At 68.3% G+C, this 14,975-nt stretch carries 19 protein-coding genes; 5 read left to right on the top strand and 14 right to left on the bottom strand.

Translation table 11 applies throughout. The features are described 5' to 3' along the window. The first annotated feature begins 210 nt into the window (after nt 1-210). Entirely contained in the window at nt 211-1,602 is a 1,392-nt protein-coding gene (locus ACIHAO_RS11685; protein ID WP_396556935.1) for an MFS transporter, read from the top strand. Nucleotides 1,603-1,606: 4 nt separating this feature from the next. Here ACIHAO_RS11685 and ACIHAO_RS11680 read toward each other — a convergent pair whose 3' ends face one another. The 3 genes from ACIHAO_RS11680 to ACIHAO_RS11670 all read right to left on the bottom strand — a co-directional run bounded on the left by ACIHAO_RS11680 (nt 1,607) and on the right by ACIHAO_RS11670 (nt 3,448). Further along, complete coding sequence (locus ACIHAO_RS11680; protein ID WP_396556933.1) at nt 1,607-2,368, bottom strand: class I SAM-dependent DNA methyltransferase; 762 nt, start codon at nt 2,366-2,368, stop codon at nt 1,607-1,609. Between the two features lie 51 nt (nt 2,369-2,419). Beyond that, nucleotides 2,420-2,791 carry a hypothetical protein gene (locus ACIHAO_RS11675; RefSeq protein WP_396556931.1) on the bottom strand — a complete coding sequence of 124 codons (372 nt, stop codon included), beginning with the start codon at nt 2,789-2,791 and terminating at the stop codon, nt 2,420-2,422. A gap of 87 nt (nt 2,792-2,878) precedes the next feature. Beyond that, nucleotides 2,879-3,448, bottom strand: coding sequence for a dihydrofolate reductase family protein (locus tag ACIHAO_RS11670; RefSeq protein WP_396556929.1), 570 nt, complete (start codon nt 3,446-3,448; stop codon nt 2,879-2,881). A gap of 40 nt (nt 3,449-3,488) precedes the next feature. Here ACIHAO_RS11670 and ACIHAO_RS11665 point away from each other — a divergent pair, with 40 nt between their 5' ends. Then, on the top strand, nt 3,489-4,004 hold the full coding sequence (locus tag ACIHAO_RS11665; RefSeq protein WP_396556927.1) for a GNAT family N-acetyltransferase: 516 nt from the start codon (nt 3,489-3,491) through the stop codon (nt 4,002-4,004). Here ACIHAO_RS11665 and ACIHAO_RS11660 read toward each other — a convergent pair. Genes ACIHAO_RS11660 through ACIHAO_RS11650 form a run of 3 tightly spaced genes read right to left on the bottom strand, consistent with a single transcriptional unit; the run spans nt 3,989 to nt 6,321 of the window. Beyond that, complete coding sequence (locus ACIHAO_RS11660) at nt 3,989-4,411, bottom strand: PPOX class F420-dependent oxidoreductase (protein ID WP_396556925.1); 423 nt, start codon at nt 4,409-4,411, stop codon at nt 3,989-3,991. The two genes, ACIHAO_RS11665 and ACIHAO_RS11660, sit on opposite strands and share 16 nt — an antisense overlap. A 17-nt stretch (nt 4,412-4,428) precedes the next feature. Next, a complete protein-coding gene (locus tag ACIHAO_RS11655) occupies nt 4,429-5,643 on the bottom strand; it encodes a DUF4241 domain-containing protein (RefSeq protein ID WP_396556923.1) in 1,215 nt (404 codons plus the stop codon). A 33-nt stretch (nt 5,644-5,676) separates the two neighbouring features. After that, on the bottom strand, nt 5,677-6,321 hold the full coding sequence (locus tag ACIHAO_RS11650) for a TetR/AcrR family transcriptional regulator (RefSeq protein WP_396556921.1): 645 nt from the start codon (nt 6,319-6,321) through the stop codon (nt 5,677-5,679). Between the two features lie 98 nt (nt 6,322-6,419). Between ACIHAO_RS11650 and ACIHAO_RS11645 the strand changes: the two genes are divergently transcribed. Next, nucleotides 6,420-6,563, top strand: coding sequence for a hypothetical protein (locus ACIHAO_RS11645; protein WP_158633055.1), 144 nt, complete (start codon nt 6,420-6,422; stop codon nt 6,561-6,563). A gap of 47 nt (nt 6,564-6,610) precedes the next feature. Continuing rightward, nucleotides 6,611-6,991 carry a VOC family protein gene (locus ACIHAO_RS11640; protein WP_396556919.1) on the top strand — a complete coding sequence of 127 codons (381 nt, stop codon included), beginning with the start codon at nt 6,611-6,613 and terminating at the stop codon, nt 6,989-6,991. Between the two features lie 75 nt (nt 6,992-7,066). Here the strand turns inward: ACIHAO_RS11640 and ACIHAO_RS11635 are convergent, their stop codons facing one another. Genes ACIHAO_RS11635 through ACIHAO_RS11620 form a run of 4 tightly spaced genes read right to left on the bottom strand, consistent with a single transcriptional unit; the run spans nt 7,067 to nt 9,574 of the window. After that, nucleotides 7,067-7,456 (bottom strand): VOC family protein, encoded by a 390-nt coding sequence (locus ACIHAO_RS11635; RefSeq protein ID WP_125790112.1) that lies wholly within the window; start codon nt 7,454-7,456, stop codon nt 7,067-7,069. Next, the gene (locus ACIHAO_RS11630) at nt 7,453-7,743 is read right to left on the bottom strand and encodes a helix-turn-helix transcriptional regulator (protein WP_125788776.1); all 291 of its coding nucleotides are present in this window, start codon (nt 7,741-7,743) and stop codon (nt 7,453-7,455) included. The genes ACIHAO_RS11635 and ACIHAO_RS11630 overlap by 4 nt, the downstream gene beginning before the upstream one ends. A 44-nt stretch (nt 7,744-7,787) precedes the next feature. Further along, nucleotides 7,788-8,432, bottom strand: a complete 645-nt coding sequence (locus tag ACIHAO_RS11625; RefSeq protein WP_396556916.1) for a response regulator — start codon at nt 8,430-8,432, stop codon at nt 7,788-7,790. Further along, entirely contained in the window at nt 8,423-9,574 is a 1,152-nt protein-coding gene (locus ACIHAO_RS11620) for a sensor histidine kinase (protein WP_396556914.1), read from the bottom strand. Before ACIHAO_RS11620 ends, ACIHAO_RS11625 begins: the two co-directional genes overlap by 10 nt. 135 nt (nt 9,575-9,709) lie before the next feature. On the opposite strand from ACIHAO_RS11620, the gene ACIHAO_RS11615 reads away from it, so the two are divergent. Next, nucleotides 9,710-10,360 carry a DedA family protein gene (locus ACIHAO_RS11615; RefSeq protein WP_396556912.1) on the top strand — a complete coding sequence of 217 codons (651 nt, stop codon included), beginning with the start codon at nt 9,710-9,712 and terminating at the stop codon, nt 10,358-10,360. A 43-nt stretch (nt 10,361-10,403) separates the two neighbouring features. On the opposite strand, the gene ACIHAO_RS11610 is transcribed toward ACIHAO_RS11615, so the two are convergent. The 4 genes from ACIHAO_RS11610 to lon all read right to left on the bottom strand — a co-directional run bounded on the left by ACIHAO_RS11610 (nt 10,404) and on the right by lon (nt 14,840). Continuing rightward, nucleotides 10,404-11,564 carry an alkaline phosphatase PhoX gene (locus ACIHAO_RS11610; protein WP_396556910.1) on the bottom strand — a complete coding sequence of 387 codons (1,161 nt, stop codon included), beginning with the start codon at nt 11,562-11,564 and terminating at the stop codon, nt 10,404-10,406. Continuing rightward, nucleotides 11,561-12,043 (bottom strand): helix-turn-helix domain-containing protein, encoded by a 483-nt coding sequence (locus tag ACIHAO_RS11605; RefSeq protein WP_396557182.1) that lies wholly within the window; start codon nt 12,041-12,043, stop codon nt 11,561-11,563. Before ACIHAO_RS11605 ends, ACIHAO_RS11610 begins: the two co-directional genes overlap by 4 nt. 17 nt (nt 12,044-12,060) lie before the next feature. Next, complete coding sequence (locus tag ACIHAO_RS11600; protein WP_125790107.1) at nt 12,061-12,261, bottom strand: hypothetical protein; 201 nt, start codon at nt 12,259-12,261, stop codon at nt 12,061-12,063. A 176-nt stretch (nt 12,262-12,437) separates the two neighbouring features. Then, nucleotides 12,438-14,840 (bottom strand): endopeptidase La, encoded by a 2,403-nt coding sequence (gene lon, locus ACIHAO_RS11595; protein ID WP_396556908.1) that lies wholly within the window; start codon nt 14,838-14,840, stop codon nt 12,438-12,440. Between the last annotated feature and the right edge of the window lie 135 nt (nt 14,841-14,975).

Here is a 14,975-nt window from a genome sequence, read left to right as displayed (position 1 = left end):
ACCGCCCCCCCCCCCCCCCCCCCCCCCCCCCCCCCCCCCCCCCCCCCCCCCCCCCCCCCCCCCCCCCCCCCCCCGCGCCCCCGAATCCCTCACTCGCCACACTGAAGCGGCCTCGTGACCAAGTCACGGGGCCGCTTTTGTCGTCCCCGGCGCCTTCTCGGGAGCGACATCACATCGAGTTAGTAGTTAGTAACCAGTAACTTAATGCTCATGGCTGACCGGATGAGCTCCCGAGCGGACGTCTCCGTCAGGTTGAGTCCAGCGTTGGTGGGCACGGCGTTGGCCGGGGCGGTGATCGGCAGCGTCGGGGCGCCTCTCATCACTCCGGTCGCCACGGGGATGCATGTGTCCTTGGACGCCGCGCAGTGGACCTTGACGGTGACGCTGTTCAGTGGCGCGATCGCGGGGCCGGTGCTGGGCAGGCTCGGCAGCGGCCCGTACCGCCGTGCCACGATCCTGGCCACCCTGGCCCTGGTCGTGGTGGGCGGACTGCTGACGGTGCTCCCGCTTCCGTACGCGGCGCTGGTGATCGGGCGCGGCCTGCAGGGGCTCGGGGTCGCTGTCGGGGCGTTGTTGATGAGCGTCGCCCGCGCGCATCTGCCGCCCGAGCGTTCGACATCGACGATCGCCGCGTTGTCGGTCGCCTCGACCGTGGGCATCGGGGTCGGCTACCCGGTGATCAGCCTTCTCGATCAACTCGCGGGGCTGCGTGCCGCATACGGGTTCGGATTCCTCCTGTCCGCCGTCGCGCTGGTCATCGCCTGGCGGACGCTGCCCGCCGAGGTGCCGGGTGAGCCGCCCCGGATCGACGTCACGGGCGCGGTGCTCCTCGCGCTCGGCACTCTCGGGGTGCTGCTGGTCATCGCCGAACCCACGATCTGGTCGACCCCGTGGCCGGCCGCCGGCCTTCTCGCCGGTTCCGCCGCGGTCCTGGCGGTATGGGCCTTCATCGAGCTGCGCACCGCGGTGCCGCTGGTGAACCTGCGGCTGCTCGGCCAAGGGCAACTCCTGCGCGCGAACCTGGCGATACTCGTTGCAGGCGCAGGTTTGTACCTGCTGTTCAGCCTGTTCACCCGCTACGTGCAGACCCCCGCGGACGCCCACTACGGATTCGCGCTTCCCGGCGTCGCCGCGGGAGCGGCCCTGATCCCGTTCTCACTGCTCGGATTCGCCGCGGGAAAAGCGGTGCCGCGCCTCGTCGCGCGCGTCACCGAGCGGTGGACGTACGCGGTCTCGATCGTGATCGCCGTGGCCAGTGCCCTGCTGTTCGCCGCGGGCGACCAGTCGCTCGCTCTCGTCCTCGTGGCGATCGCTCTGCTCGGCTTCGCCGTCGGAGGTGTCTTCGCGGTGATGCCCAAGCTCGTTCTCGTCGGTGTGCCCCCGGAAGAAACGGCGAGCGTGCTTTCGATCAACCAGATCGCCCGCAGCATCGGCATGGCCGCGGGCAGCGCGCTCGCCGGATTGCTGCTCGCCGCGGCCACCCCGGACGGCGCGTTGCTCCCCACGCGGAACGGCTACCTCACCACTGCACTGTGGGCGTTGCCCCCGCTCGCCGTCAGCGCGCTGATCATCGCCACGAACAGGTCTCCGCGGGCGTCCTGACCCGTCAGTGCGGTGCGCGCTCCCAGACCGACACGTGTTTGGTGCTCTCGGCGGTGAGTTCCGAGCGATCCCAGTCCGCCCAGCGGTGCTTCAGGCGCATCCCGGCGATGCGTGCCATGAGGTCCATCTCGGCGGGCCAGACGTACCGGAAGGGGATACGGCGGAATCGTCCCTGCCCGTCCGGTGTCACGGTGACGTGGTTCGACGTGAACTCCTGGGTGACCACGTCGTACTGGTCGAAGCCGACATAGCCGGATGCCATCGCGAACGGGACGATGTCCTGCCCGGGCGGCAGGCGGCGCAGCTCGGGCAGGCCCACCTCGACGACGAACAGCCCACCCGGCCGCAGATGCGCGGCCGCGTTGCGGAAGACGTCGACCTGCCCGTCCTGGGTGGTCACGTTGCCGATCGTGTTGAACACCAGGTACACCAACGAATACAGACCGGCGACCCGCGTCTTCGTCATATCGCCGATGGTGACCTCGACGGCGTCGCCACCCGGCTTGTCCGCGATCCGCGCCGCCATCGCCCGGCTCAGTTCGATGCCGTGCACCGGCACGCCGCGCGCGGCCAGCGGGATCGCGATCCGCCCGGTCCCGACGGCGAACTCGAGCACCGGGCCATCGGCCAGGTCTTCGAGGACGTCCACCGCGGAGGTCACCACTTCAGGCGCGTTCGCACCGCCCGGCGCGTCGTAGCCCGCGGCGACACTCTCGGGAAACCAGCCGTCCGCCGCATCGTCTTCCGTGTTCGTCTCGTCGATCACGGTCGCCGACGCTACGCCCGCGGCCGGGCGCTTTTCATCCCGTTTTCCCCGTCACCGGCCGCGATCCCGCCTTTGCGGCCACGCCGGATGGGTGTTCGGTTCGGCCAAGTCCTCGAGGTAGGTGTACTCGCTGAAGTCGTCGTCCGTCGTGGGTGCTCTTCGGGCGCGACGGGGTGCGGCCGGTGCCTGCTCCGACTCGAGGCCCGCGGCGACCTCGGCCAGCAGCGGCCACAGCTTCTCCTGCGCTCTGGGCACGAACAGCGCCTGCGCGATCGGGTGCTCGCAGTTCCCGGCGGCGACCTCCTCCCAGCTGAACTTGCCGTCCCGGACACAGTCGGCCGCCCGCGCCAGCCGCGGCGGGACGCCAGGCCGTTCCGCCGCGCGGCGGAACACCTCGGCCGTGAACTTCGACGCGTCGACCACGCGCGCCACCTCCGTCGTTCTCCCGTCGCCAAGCCGGAGTACGACCCTACCCAGCGGGCGGTGAACAGCGGAATTCCCGGTGAAGCGTCAGCTCGACGCGGCCCGGTACCGCAGCAGCACGATCCCGGAAGCGAACGGCCGCTCCTCCACCAGCCGGAGCTTCGGGACACCGGTGGCACCCTCGAACAACCGACGGCCTTCGCCTGCCACGACGGGATAGACGAACAGCCGGTACTCGTCGACGAGACCCTCGGCGATGAGCGCCCGCACCAGCGAGATGCTGCCGGTCGTCACGATGTCCTTGCCTTCGGCGGCCTTCAACCGCTCGATCTCCGAACGCAGCTCACCGGAGAGCACCGTCGTGTTCTCCCACTCCGGTTCCGTCAGCGTGCTCGAAACCACGTACTTGCTCACCGAGTCGAGATAAGCCGAAATGCCTGTCGTGTCATCGGTTTGCTGCGGCCAGTACCCGCGCATGTCTGCGAAGGTGACGCGTCCGAGAAGTAACGCGTCGGCGTTCTCACGTTGTTCGCGGAGCGCGGCCAGCACATCCGACTGGTCGACGTCCGGATCGGTGTCGCCGGGGCTGAACCAGTCGCCCGCCAGTTCGATGACGCCGTCGATCGTGCTGTTCTCCGTGACGATCAGCTCTCGCATGAACCCGACCGTACCGCCGGCCACCGACAAGAATGGACCGATGACCGAGCCGCTCGCCCACGGATCCGTCGTCCTCCGTGAGTTCACCGAAGCCGATATCCGGCTGGCCCTCGAACTCGGGCAGGACCCGTACATCCCGCTCATCGGGAAACTTCCCGCGAGGCCGACGCGTCAGGAAGCCGAAGTGTGGGTGCGGCGGCAGCGAAGCGCTCGTGCCGAAGGCCGGGGCTTCGCCTTCGTGATCTCCGCGAACGAAACCGCCGTCGGCACGATCGGACTCTGGCTGCGCAAGCTGTCCGAAGGCATCGGGATCGTGGGCTATTCGATCTCGCCCGGACAACGGCGGCGCGGTTTCGCGACCGACGCGCTGAAAGCGATCACCCCGTTCGCCCGGACCGTCCCTGGCATCGAGCGGATCGAGCTGTACATCGAGCCGTGGAACCGCGGCTCCGTTCGCGCGGCCGAGAAAGCGGGCTACCGGAACGCAGGACTGCTACCCGCCCATCACGAGATCGGCGGTGTCCTGCGCGACATGCTTCTCTACGTCTCGCCGTGAACCGCGCGCCTCGACGGATACCAGGTCTCACCCGCGGGTTCGCCCGCCATGTTCCAGCTCCACGACACCTTCGGCGTGACGCGCGCGTAGATGCCCGGGCCGACGGCTCCCCTCCGTTCGATCGGATCGGCGGCCTCGCCATAGACCCGGACGCCGCGGGCGATGAACGGATCGAGTGAGACCAGGTCGTCGACGAGCAAGGCGACTTTGCGTTGCCCCGCTTGGATGTTGCGGAACTTCCGGGTCGCGAGGACCGACGCGCCCACGCCGCCGACCCAGAACTGCGTCCCGTCGAACTCGAACGCCAAGGGGACGACGTCGGGCTGTTCGCCGTCCTCGGACAGCGTCGCGAAGCGGGCCAAGGGTTGCGAGCGCAGGTATGCGATCTCTTCCGCTGTGAAAGCCATGACGCCATCCTCCTCTTTCAGGCCGTCAGAACCTGCGCGTGATTAAGCACCAGCATGTCGGTGACGAAGCAGACCGGCGTCCCGTCGCCCGCCCGCCCGATCCAGGTCGGATAGCTCCCGTCTCCCCAGCCGGCGGAAAACGCGATGATGTTGCCCTCGACGCCGTCCAGGGTGATGTCGACGTGGGGATCCGCCTCGGCGAACCTCTCGATGAGGTCGTCGTCCACCTCCTCGGGAAGGGCGGTGGCATCGGCGAAACAGCCCGTCCCGCTGTCCACGCCGTAGCCGTAGAACTCACCGTCCCCGAGGAAGAGCGGGTCCTGCCCCGGCCAGAGCGCGGCTTCCCACGTGGCGGCCGGAACGTCGGCGATGACGAGTTTGGCGGCGGCGACCCGTTCGTGGGTGGGTTCGTCGACGAACCGGATCACGACGAGCTCGACCCGGTATTCCCCTGGCGGCACGGTGACCGTGAACTGCCCGGTCTCCCGGTCCAGGAAGGCCGGGTCCGAGGCGACGAGCCTGCCACTGGGCATGCGCAGTCTCCCGGCGTCCCGAAGCTCGACCTCGACGACGCCATCGTCTTCGTTCAGCGAAAACCGCGTGCCCGCGGTGAACATCTGCTCCAGGGCGGAAGGACGCATCGGAACGGAAGGCCGCCACGGGCGCCGGTCGACGGGGAGCGGCGGATCGGTTTCCGGAGCGTCCGGCGTTCGGAGGGTCAGCTGCCGCACATTCGTGAAAGGTTTCCAGTCGCCGAAGGCGGGCTTCGGCATGGTCAGCTCGGACACCGGCTTTTGCACGCGGCCGTTGCTGGAACCGCCGCCGTAACCCTTGGGGGCCCGATACACCCAGCCCTCCCCTTCGGGACCGAAGGACATCTCCACGCGGCCGGCGCTCTGTTCGTCGAACTCTTCCTGGTCATCGAGCTGATAGGTCCACTGCTCGATCTTCACGAGGAACAGGTCGCCGGTGTCGAGGACGCGGAACTCGTACAGGCCGCGGCGTCTGCGCCGCCCATCGAACTGGACGGAGCGGGCGAACCGGTGCTTCCAGGCGATTTCGAGCAGCAGCAGTGGCACCTCGGTACCAGGACGCGTCAACGCGACGGCGTACTGCTCCCCGGCGGCGTCGCGTTCCCGCGCGGTGCCGGGTGAAAGCCTCCCGATCAACGCGCGGGCGGCCGGATCCCAGCCTTCGCAGTAGACGACGTCCAGCAAGGTCCCCTCAGCCATGGAGCGAAACCTAGCGGGTACCCCCGACAAAACTCACGCTTTCTCACGGATCGCGTAGTCGCCGAAGGCCGGTTCCAACAGTTCGAAAGCCCGCTTGGTCGCCTTCGTGAGTGCCTTGGCGATCTCCTCGTTGCTCTCGCCGGCGTGCGAGCGCCGGAGGACCTCGCGGAAGAGCACGCGGTCGATCGCGTTGAGTTCGGCGGCCGCCATGATCGGGGTGATGTCGTCCGCATCGGCCCCGGTCTCGGTCGCGAGCAGTTCGGCGAGTGCCGCTTCCCGCAGTTCGTGCAGTTCACGCAGCCGTGCGGTCAGGGTCGGGCTCTCCAGCACCATTTTCGCGAAGACCGGCCCGGTGAAGCCGATCACGGGCGAGTGCTCCGCCACCGCGTCCAGGAAGGTGCGCCGTAGCGCGGCCAGGGCCGACTCACCCGCCTTCCGGTCGCGGACGGCGTTCGCCAGCCCGTTCGTGAACTCTTCGTGCTGGTCGAGCGCCAGGTCCTCTTTGCGGGCGAAGTAGTTGGTGACGGTCTTCTTCGCGACTCTCGCCGCCGCGGCGATCTCGGCGATCGTCGTCTCCTCGAAGCCCTTCTCGATGAAGAGGAGCGTCGCCTGGTCGGAGATCAGCTGCCGCGTCTCCTGCTTCTTGAGCTCTCGCAAACCCACATCCGTGCTGGTCATGAGCGAAGTTTACCACCGTCGTAAAAATATCCTTGACTTCCTGTAGGTCGGATGTAAACTTACGTCCGTACTACCGACCAGTGAGAGAAAGAGGCTCCTTGACCGCTCGAATCCCCCAAGGCAACGAAGGCACCAACCGCGCTCAGGCCCGCCGGAACGACCGCCGTCATCAGCAGCCGTTCCCCGGCCGCTCGATGCCGGTGCGCCGCTCGACCGGTGTCCCGCGCCGCCGGTCGTACTGACCGATCAGCTCATCCGACACCGCACTGCCGACCGAAGGGGATAGCCCATGAACGTCCTTGCCTCCACCGTCTCGCTGACCGTCGACGACGTCGCCGCCTCCAGCCGTTTCTTCACTGAGCACTTCGGCTTCACCGAGCTGATGGCCGCGGAGGGTTTCGTCTCCCTCGGGCACGAAACCGCGAAGGTGACCATCGTGCTGCTCCAGGCGGGCATCGAGGTCCTGCCGGAGAACCTGCGGCAGCAGCGCGCTTCCGGTGTGATCGTGGCCTTCACGGTCGAGAATCTCGAAGCCGAGGAGAAGCGCCTGCGCGACGAAGGTGTCGAGATCACGTTGCCGCTGCGGGAAGAGCCTTGGGGAGAACGCCTCTTCATGGTCACCGACCCGAACGGCGTGCCCGTGGAACTCGTGGAATGGGTTCAGCAGTAGGAAACCGCCGACTTTCGGTGAAACGAAGCGGGGCTTGGTCCACAGTGGCCCAAGCCCCGCTTTCCGTCGCCCGGCCTACTTCATCGTGGCGAGCTGGATGAGGTTGCCGCAGGTGTCGTCGAAGACGGCGGTGACCACCGGCCCCATGTCGACGGCGTCCTGGGTGAACTCGACGCCCAGCCCTTTGAGCCGTTCGACCTCGGCGTACACGTCGTCGACGGCGAACTGGGTGAACGGGATACCGTCACTCGCCAACGCCTTTTTGAACGGCTTCGCCGCCGGGTGACCGTCCGGCTCCAGCAGCAGTTCGACGCCGTCGGGGTCGGCGGGGGAGACGACGGTGAGCCAGCGGGCGTCGCCGGTGGGCACGTCGTGCTTCTTGGTGAACCCCAGCTTCTCGGTGTAGAAGGCGAGAGCCTTGGCCTGGTCGTCGACGAAGACGCTGGTGATGTTGATCCGGATCACGGGTTCGGTTCCTCTCGGTCGATGGGCCACCGCTCGACGATCGACCGCAGCGGGCTCGTGTCGAGGTGGTGGAACTTGTAGCGGCCCTGCCGCCGGGTGTGCACCAGGCCCGCCTGTTCGAGCATCGCGAGATGCTGCGAGATGGCCTGCCTCGAAGAGCTCAGGCCATGTTTCATGGTCAGCCTGCCGCAGATCTCGAACAGGGTCTGACCGTCCTTTTCGGTCAGCTCGTCCAGGATTGCGCGCCGCGTCGCGTCGCCGATCGCCTTGAACAGGTCGCCGTCCACGGTTCAGTTATAGGCAAGCCGCCACTTGCCTGTCAACTCGGCGGTCAGGAACCGAGGTAGCGCAGGATCGCCAGGACGCGGCGGCTGTAGCCGGCGGTGGCGGCCAGTCCGAGCTTGTCGAAGATGGCGTTGACGTGCTTCTCGACGGCGCTCAGCGACACGAACAGTGACTCGGCGATCCCCGCGTTCGTGTGGCCCTGCGCCATTTTCTCCAGCACTTCACGCTCACGGACGGTCAGCTTCGCGAGCGGATCGGTGTGCGTGGTCCGCGCGAGCAGCCGCCGGACCACCTCCGGATCGAACGCCGCCCCACCCGCGGCGACCCGGTCGAGCGCGTCCAGGAATTCGCCCACTTGGGCGACCCTGTCCTTCAGCAGATAGCCGACGCGTTCGCCGTCGCCGGTGATCAGCTCGGCGGCGTAGCGCTTCTCGACGTACTGGGAGAGCACCAGGACCCCGATTTCCGGCCAGCGTTTCCGGATCTCGAGCGCCGCGCGAAGACCCTCGTCCGTATGGGTCGGCGGCATGCGGACGTCGGTGACGATCACGTCCGGCCGATACGCCGCCGTCGTCGAGAGGAGCGCCTCGCCGTCGCCGACCGACGCCACGACCTCGTGTCCCTCTTCGACCAGCAACCGGACCAGCCCCTCGCGCAGCAGGGTCGAGTCCTCGGCGAGGATCACCCGCACGGCAGCACCGCCGTCACCACGGTCGGCCCGCCGAGCGGACTGTCCACAGTGAACTCGCCGTCCGCGGCCGCGACGCGCATCGCGAGGCCGGAAAGACCGCCGCCGGACTCCCGCGCCCCGCCCGTGCCGTCATCGGTGATCCGCACCCGCACCCTGTCCCCGTCCCACTCGGCCTCGATGGCGATCCGCGTCGCCGCGGCGTGCTTGATCGTATTGGTGACCGCTTCGGACGCGACGAAGTAGACGACGGTCTCGATGGCCGCCGGCGGCCGTTCCGGCAGGTCGACCCGCAGGTGGACCGGCACCCCGGAGCGTTCCGCGAGCGCTTCCAGCGCGGGGTGCAGCCCGTCCGAGTCCAGCGCGATCGGATACACCCGCCACGAGACCTCCCGGAGGTCTTCGAGGGCGCGTTGGGATTCCTCGTGTGCCTGCCGGAGCAGCTCCGACGCGTGGCCCGGATCACCGGCGCGCCGGGCCCGGCCGAGCAGCATCCCCAGCGCGACGAGCCGCTGCTGGACGCCGTCGTGCAGGTCCCGTTCGATCCGGCGGCGCTCGCCGTTGACCGCCTCGACCACCTCCGCCCGGCTGGTCGCGAGTTCGGAGACCCGGCGGCGCAGCTGTTCCTTCTTGCTGGGGCCGAAAAAGCTCATCGCCAGCTTTTGGTCCAGCGTCGCGGCGCCGAGGAGTCCTTGCAGGGAAAGGAAAACAAGCAGTGCGCCGAAAAGCGACGTGGTGACCGGGTCGTACCAGTCGGCCGGGGCGTCACCGCCGGGCGACCTGCCGTCGAGGAGCTGGAATCCGATGATCAGGCCGGAGGCGCCTCCCATCAGGATCAGGCCGAAGATCGCGGCGGTGAGCAACCCGACGACGCACCGCGGGATCAGGTAGGCCATCGCGCGGCGTCCGGTGTAATCCGTCGCGTTCTCCATGCCGAAGTACTTCTCCAGCCGTCGCCGCTCCATTTCGGATAGTGCGCGGGCGCCCGAGAAGACGGGAGCCCGCACCGCGGGGACCACGAGCGCGATGCCGCCGAAGAGCAGGTAGAACAACTCCGCGACCGCTGTCGTGGCGCCGATCGCCAGGCCCAGCGTGCCGCGGAGCATCTTGCGCAGGTAGCGGCGCGTCGCTGCCGGAACAGGCATAGCGCCAGGTTAGCGGGGTATCCGAAGGCCGGTATTGCGGTTTTCCTCAGTGATTTGTGCCGCTTCACCGCAGGGTGCGGAACCCGGGCAATTCGTACGTTCGTTGGTACCCGCAGACGACCACGAAAGGCCGCCATGAACCTCCTCCTCGCCGAAACCGCCAACGAATCGATGGGCGGCCTCGCCGGCTGGGCAGTGTCGCTGATGGACTCACTGGGAGGTCCTGGTGCCGCGATCATCGTCGGACTGGACAACCTGTTCCCGCCGATCCCGAGCGAACTGGTGCTGCCGCTCGCCGGGTTCTCCGCGAGCCGGGGGACGTTCACCCTGGTGGAAGCGCTGGTGTGGACCACCTTCGGCTCGGTCGCGGGCGCCGTCATCGTGTACTACCTCGGCCTGCTGCTCGGCCGCGACCGCACACGCCGCTGGATGGCGAAGATCCCGCTGGTCAAGACCTCGGACTTCGACAAGACCGAAGCCTGGTTCCAGAAGCACGGTGCCAAGGCGGTGTTCCTCGGCCGGATGGTGCCGATCTTCCGGAGCCTCATCTCCCTGCCCGCCGGGATCGAACGCATGCCGTTCTGGCGGTTCCTGGCGCTGACCACGCTGGGCAGCCTGATCTGGAACACCGGGTTCGTCCTGGCGGGTTACGGCCTCGGGGAGAGCTGGCACCTGGTCGAGGAGTACGCCGGGTTCTTCCAGTACTTCGTGATCGCCGCCGTCGCGATCGCGTTGACCCTCTTCGTGGTGAGCAGGCTGCGTGAGAAGAACCGCACCAATGCCTGAGCCGGTGGCGGGGCGCCCAGAGCGGGCGCCCCGCACACGGTGGTCAGGAACGGAAGGGGCCGGTCACCTCGTAGGTGATCCCGCCGGAGGACGAACCGGAGGTGCCGCGTTGCGACGAGAAGTACAGCCTGTTCCCGGCGGGGGTGAACGCGGGACCGCAGATCTCCGACGAGCTCTGGCCGTTGATCCGCAGGAACGGCGCCACGATGTCGTTCGGCGTGATGATGCAGATCTCCATGTTGCCGCCGTCTTCGGCGACGTAGAGGTCACCCGACGAGGTGCCGGTGACGTTGTCGACGCCGGTCAGCGGCGCCGAACCGGGGCTGACCAGCGAGTCGTCGTAGGCCAGTTCGTAGGTGTTGTTCGTCAGGTTGAGCTGCCAGACGCGGTTGTCACCCTTGGTGGTGAACCACGCGGTGTCGTTGGCGTAGTGCAGCCCTTCGCCGCCGCTGAACCGCTTGGCACCGGAGACCTGGTTGCGGGTGGCGGTGGGGGAGCCGTCGGGGTCGGGCACGTTCGCCCAGGTGAAGCTGCCCGATGTCGCCGTGCCCGCCTTCAGCACCTGCAGCGTTCCGGCGGAGAGATTGCCCCAGGTCGTCGGGACGAAGCGGTAGAAGCAGCCGTCCGAGGTGTCTTCGGTCAGGTAGACGACCTTGCGCACCGGGTCGGCCGCCGCGGCCTCGTGTTTGAACTTCCCCATCGCGGGCCGCTGGACGGCGGCCGTGGCCGGACCGTTCGGCTGGCACTCGTAGACGAATCCGAGGTCGATCTCTTCACAGGAAAGCCATGTGTTCCAAGGAGTCTTGCCGCCCGCGCAGTTCTGGCGGGTGTTCGCCAGGATGCGGTGGGCGCCGGTGATGTTCCCGCTCGCGTCGAATTTGACCGCGCTCGCACCGCCGCCAGGGGTGATCTCCGAGTTCGACACGTAGATCCAGCCGCTGCCGTCGGCGAACACCGCGCCGCCGTCCGGCGCGTTGTGCCAGGTGTACCCGGTGCTCGCGACCTTCTGGCCGGACCGGGCGATGACCCGGCTGGTGAAGCCCGCCGGCAACTGGATCCCGTTCGCGTCGGCCGCCTGAAGCGCGCCGTACGGGCTGGGTCCGTTCTGGGCGGGTGCGGCGAGGGCCGCCCCCGAGAGCCTGTTTCCGAACGCCGTGACACCGGCGCCGACCACGGCCGCGCGCAGGAAATTCCGTCGCTTCACTCATGCCTCCGAGACATCCGCTGATGTGGTGGTGCGGGAAGGAGCGGGTCGGAGAGTACGGGCGGAACGGGACTTCCAGGTGAATTCGCGGCGTATTCACCGCGAGAAGGCAACTTTCGTAGGGAGCCCTCGCTCAGCACTATTTCCCGGGCTTTGCGGAGCCCGGGCGCGTCGGCCCCGCCGCGTTGTTCCGCGACGGCCAAAGCAAGCAGTATCCGATCGAGTGAAGCGAATCCGCCATTGCGGTGGTGACGACGTCCGATCAGGTGACGCCAACCGTCGAGATGTTCGTCGAGCCCGGGCTCTCCCGGAACGGCGCGGAGCAGGACCCGAAGCAGGACTGTCATCTGGTTTTCGTTACCGGGCAAGGTGTCACGGGCCAGCGTGTCGGCCAAGGTGCTGCGGGACTGACCGGTCGCGGCAGCCAGCGCGCGGATGCTGAGGCCGCTTCGGTCGCGGAGTTCGCGCAAATGCGCCATGAACGCCGATTCCGTGTTCATCGGCGTGCCCGGGCGGGCACGGTCCGGCCGAAGACGGCGCTGAAGAGCCCGATCGCGACCCCCGCCGCGATCGGCGCGCTCGTACCGGCGAAGGTCAGCAGTGTGGTGAATGTGGCGAGAACGCTCAGGCAGACGATCTGACCGGTCGAAACGCACCTGCGCCTCGGCCGCAACGGGGAAAGAATTCCTTGACTCATGACCTTGCCCTCTCAAGGGTCACGCACCCCGGCTGGGTGGCACGCAATACACGTTATCAAAACGTGATAGGGAGTTTAAGGCGAGTCAATGTCCGGGTTCGTCCGGATTCCGGAATGCCGAAAGCCCCGGACCCTTGGCGGGATCCGGGGCTTCACGGCTGTCGGGCCTCGCGTCGTTACGCCGCCTGAGCGACCGGAGCCGTCGCCGGGGCCAACGCGATGTCCAGCACGTCGCGAACGTTCGCCACGGCGTGGACGTCCAGCTGTGCCAGCACTTCGGCCGGGACGTCGTCCAGGTCGGGCTCGTTGCGCTGCGGGATGATCACCGTCTTCATCCCCGCCCGGTGCGCGGCCAGCAGCTTCTGCTTGACCCCGCCGATCGGCAGCACACGTCCGGTCAGCGACACCTCACCGGTCATCGCGACGTCCGACTTCACGACCCGGCCCGAAAGCAGGGACGCCAGCGCGGTCGTCATCGTGATGCCGGCACTCGGCCCGTCCTTGGGCACCGCGCCCGCGGGGACGTGCACGTGGATGCCGCGGTCCTTCAGGTCGGCGACCGGAAGTTCCAGTTCGGCGCCGTGCGAGCGCAGGTACGACAACGCGATCTGCACCGACTCCTTCATCACCTCACCCAGCTGGCCGGTCAGTTGCAGCCCGGTCGAGCCGGACTCCGGATCCGCCAGCGACGCCTCGATGTAGAGGACGTCACCGCCGGCGCCGGTCACCGCCAGCCCGGTCGCCACACCCGGGGTCGACGTGCGCTGGGTCGACGCGGGCAGCGAAGACTCCGGCAGGTGCCGCGGACGGCCGAGGTAGGTTTCGAGCCCGTCGGCGTCGATCGTCAGCGGCAGCTCGACCTCGTCGAGGGCGACCTTGGTCGCCACCTTCCGCAGCACCTTCGCGATGGTCCGGTTCGCGTTGCGCACCCCGGCTTCCCGCGTGTACTCGGCGGCGATGCGGCTGAACGCGCCGTCGGTCAGTGTGACGTCGTCCGTGCCGAGACCGGCGCGGTCCAGCTCGCGGGGGAGCAGGTGCTCGCGGGCGATGGTGACCTTCTCGTCCTCGGTGTAGCCGTCGAGGGTGACCAGCTCCATCCGGTCCAGCAGCGGGCCGGGGATGGTCTCGAGCGCGTTCGCCGTCGCGAGGAACACGACGTCGGACAGGTCCAGTTCGACCTCGAGGTAGTGGTCGCGGAACGTGTGGTTCTGCTCCGGGTCCAGCACCTCCAGCAGCGCGGCCGTCGGGTCGCCGCGGTAGTCGGCGCCGACCTTGTCGATCTCGTCGAGCAGCACGACCGGGTTCATCGAACCGGCTTCCTTGATGGCACGGACGATCCGGCCGGGCAGCGCGCCGACGTAGGTGCGGCGGTGACCGCGGATCTCGGCCTCGTCGCGGATACCGCCGAGCGCCACGCGAACGAATTTGCGGCCCATCGCCTTCGCCACGGACTCGCCGAGCGACGTCTTGCCGACCCCGGGAGGACCGGCGAGCGCCAGCACCGCACCCGAACGCCGTCCGCCGACCGGGCCGAGCCCCGACTCCGCGCGACGCTTGCGCACGGCCAGGTACTCGATGATGCGTTCCTTCACGTCGTCGAGACCGGCGTGGTCGGCGTCGAGGATGTCTCGCGCGGCGGCGATGTCGTGGACGTCGGTGGTGCGCTCGTTCCACGGCAGTTCGAGGACCGTGTCCAGCCACGTGCGGATCCAGCCGCCCTCGGGGGACTGGTCGGAGGTCCGCTCCAGTTTGTCCACTTCGGACAGTGCGGCCTTCTTGACCGCGTCCGGCAGTTCGGCGGCCTCGACGCGGGCGCGGTAGTCGTCGTCGTTGGCCGTGCCGTCGAGTTCGCCCAGCTCCTTGCGGATCGCTTCGAGCTGGCGGCGCAGCAGGAACTCCTTCTGCTGCTTCTCCATGCCCTCCTGGACGTCCTTGCGGATGGTGTCGGTGACCTCGAGTTCGGCCAGCTGCTCGCGGCTCCATTCGAGCGCCTTTTCGAGCCGTGTCGAAACATCGAGCGCGGAGAGCAGTTCGAGCTTCTGCTCGGTGTTCAGGTACGACGAGTTGCCCGCGAGGTCGGCGAGCGCGGACGGGTCCTCGACCTCCTGGACGGCGTCGATCATCTGCCAGCCGCCACGCTGCTGGAGGATCGCGAGGACGACGCTCTTGTACTCGGACGCGAGCTTCGCGGAGTTGTCGTCGGTGGTCTCGGTGGCGACCTCGGCGTGCACCCAGCGGGCGGCGCCGGGGCCGTCGGCGATGCGGCCGACGACGGCACGGCGGGTGCCGCGCAGCAGCACCGCGGTCTTGCCGCCGGGCACGCGCCCGATGCGCTCGACGGTCGCGATGGTGCCGAGTTCGGCGTACTCGCCGTGGACGCGGGGGACGATCAGCACCTCGGCCTTGGTGGCGGCGCTGGACCGGATCCCCGGGAAGGAAGCCTGGGCAGGCGTGTGGGCCTGGGCGGACTCCACCGCGGCCCGCGTCTCCGTGTCGGCGAGGTCGAGCGGGACGATCATGCCCGGCAGCACGACGTCGTCATCGAGCGGGAGGACGGGCAGGAGGCGGTTGTCGGTCATCTGTGCACTCCTCGGTTAGTTGAGTCTGCCTAGCTCAACTCTCCGATCGACCCGTTTGTTTCCTTTCCGCGTTCGCCGTCAGCGATCACCCCACCCCTCCGACCTTTGCGCCCAACGCGTGACGTTTAGGGGGCT

This window comes from Amycolatopsis sp. NPDC052450 (assembly GCF_044547565.1).
Lineage (GTDB): Bacteria > Actinomycetota > Actinomycetes > Mycobacteriales > Pseudonocardiaceae > Amycolatopsis.
This window is presented reverse-complemented; position numbering and strand designations above follow the sequence as displayed.

Excerpts from the sequence above, each read along its gene's own strand:
- ACIHAO_RS11685 (WP_396556935.1), top strand. The coding sequence starts at position 211 with ATGGCTGACCGGATGAGCTCCCGAGCGGACGTCTCCGTCAGGTTGAGT.
- ACIHAO_RS11670 (WP_396556929.1), bottom strand. The coding sequence starts at position 3,448 with ATGCGAGAGCTGATCGTCACGGAGAACAGCACGATCGACGGCGTCATC.
- ACIHAO_RS11665 (WP_396556927.1), top strand. The coding sequence starts at position 3,489 with ATGACCGAGCCGCTCGCCCACGGATCCGTCGTCCTCCGTGAGTTCACC.
- ACIHAO_RS11660 (WP_396556925.1), bottom strand. The coding sequence starts at position 4,411 with ATGGCTTTCACAGCGGAAGAGATCGCATACCTGCGCTCGCAACCCTTG.
- ACIHAO_RS11655 (WP_396556923.1), bottom strand. The coding sequence starts at position 5,643 with ATGGCTGAGGGGACCTTGCTGGACGTCGTCTACTGCGAAGGCTGGGAT.
- ACIHAO_RS11650 (WP_396556921.1), bottom strand. The coding sequence starts at position 6,321 with ATGACCAGCACGGATGTGGGTTTGCGAGAGCTCAAGAAGCAGGAGACG.
- ACIHAO_RS11640 (WP_396556919.1), top strand. The coding sequence starts at position 6,611 with ATGAACGTCCTTGCCTCCACCGTCTCGCTGACCGTCGACGACGTCGCC.
- ACIHAO_RS11620 (WP_396556914.1), bottom strand. The coding sequence starts at position 9,574 with ATGCCTGTTCCGGCAGCGACGCGCCGCTACCTGCGCAAGATGCTCCGC.
- ACIHAO_RS11615 (WP_396556912.1), top strand. The coding sequence starts at position 9,710 with ATGAACCTCCTCCTCGCCGAAACCGCCAACGAATCGATGGGCGGCCTC.
- ACIHAO_RS11605 (WP_396557182.1), bottom strand. The coding sequence starts at position 12,043 with ATGGCGCATTTGCGCGAACTCCGCGACCGAAGCGGCCTCAGCATCCGC.
- ACIHAO_RS11600 (WP_125790107.1), bottom strand. The coding sequence starts at position 12,261 with ATGAGTCAAGGAATTCTTTCCCCGTTGCGGCCGAGGCGCAGGTGCGTT.
- lon (WP_396556908.1), bottom strand. The coding sequence starts at position 14,840 with ATGACCGACAACCGCCTCCTGCCCGTCCTCCCGCTCGATGACGACGTC.